This window comes from Parasutterella secunda, from assembly GCF_024733725.1.
Classification (GTDB): Bacteria; Pseudomonadota; Gammaproteobacteria; order Burkholderiales; family Burkholderiaceae_F; genus Aphodousia; species Aphodousia faecalis.
Map to the genome: position 1 here is coordinate 1 of NZ_JANRHP010000016.1, position 1,485 is coordinate 1,485.

Genomic DNA, 1,485 nt, shown 5'->3' on the forward strand with positions numbered 1-1,485 from the left:
ATCTTGCCTATTTTCACCCAAAGGGTGACCTGTTGGACATCCCAAGGGTGACCAAGCACCACGCTCTAAGCCTTGGCACCGAGGCGATTGCGTGGCATTGTGTGTCCTGAGGGTGACCAAAATAACGATCAAGGGGTGACAAAAAGGTGACCAAGGCGCGAATTTCGACAATGGATGACGGCGTGTACGCCGCAGGGGGCGTTGTCGGTTTGCGCATTAGGAAACGTAACGGCACGATCCGCTACTTGATGCGTTGGACTCGTCACGGAGTTCGACATGACTACTACCTCCCTCGTGATATATCGCTCACGGAAGCACGAAAGCTCGGCGCCGAGTGTCGGTATCAATTAGACCGTGGAGAAGATCCTAGGGTGGAACATAAACGCCGAGAGGTAGAAGCAATCGAAAAGCTCCATAAACTCGACGCGCAAAAATCGGTGTACTTAAAAACCTTTCGCAATGTAGCGGTTGAGTGGTTTGAGTATCAGCGCTCAATCAACGCCTGGGCTAACAATGAGAAAGGGGAACGCACGGCTTACCTGCGACTCCGTAAACATGTCTACCCACTGATCGGTAATCGAGTCATTCAAGAGCTTGGGGTTGAAGACGCCGTAAAAGTATTGACCCCTGTGTGGAAATCTAAGAATTCAGCCGACAAGATATACCAGCTATTGAGGCGAGTATTCGAATTCGCAATTATCAAGAAGTATTACGTTGGAGTTAATCCAATTGATAAGCGGGGATCGCTTGGGGTGCTTTTGCAACCGTTAACCCTTCAACGAACGGCAGGCGAGAACATGGCGGCATTGCCGTATGAGAGGGTGCCGGATTTGATGTGTGCCTTACTTAATAATGGTACGAATTCTGCCCTAGCGGTGGCTTTTTCAATTCTGACAGCCTCACGCTTCCGTGCTGTTCGGCTGTCAGAGTGGTCGGAGTGTGAATTGGACGGAGAGATTCCGCTTTGGCGTATACCGCCAGAGCACGACAAAAATAAAGGTCGAGGGATTCGGCATATACCTCTCAGTCCGCAGGCTTTGGTTATTCTCCAAAAGATGAAACCACGAAAGCATGATAAGTCGAGTTTTATTTTTCCAAGCGTTCGCGGTTTGGCATTGTGTGATTCGGTACCTTCAACCTTATTTCGTTCAATGAGTGCTGATCAAGTTCTGGCTGGGCAGGACCCGTGGGTAGATCCCTTGATGCTGGACTCCGACGGAAACCCAAAAGTAGCAACCCAACACGGGACTGCTCGGGCAAGTTTTAAATCTTGGGCAAAGTCTGACAGACTCGGTAACTTCGGTAAGTACTCAGAGGAATTAATCGAGGCGTGTTTATTACATTCAATCCGTAAGCGATACAACGGAGCATACGATAGGTCAACCTTTGATTTGGCTCGTTATCAATTATTCTGTTCTTGGGGTGAATATTGTTTCTCACGACTCGGAGAGTAATTACTGTACAAAGTTTTCTTCTGGGGTTGGG

General features: G+C 48.8%; 1 protein-coding gene. It reads left to right on the plus strand.

Annotated features, from left to right (window positions below; all coding sequences use genetic code 11):
* Positions 1-146: 146 nt before the first annotated feature.
* A complete protein-coding gene (locus NW199_RS08680; RefSeq protein WP_258334348.1) occupies positions 147-1,454 on the plus strand; it encodes a tyrosine-type recombinase/integrase in 1,308 nt (435 codons plus the stop codon).
* The last annotated feature ends 31 nt before the right edge of the window (positions 1,455-1,485 follow it).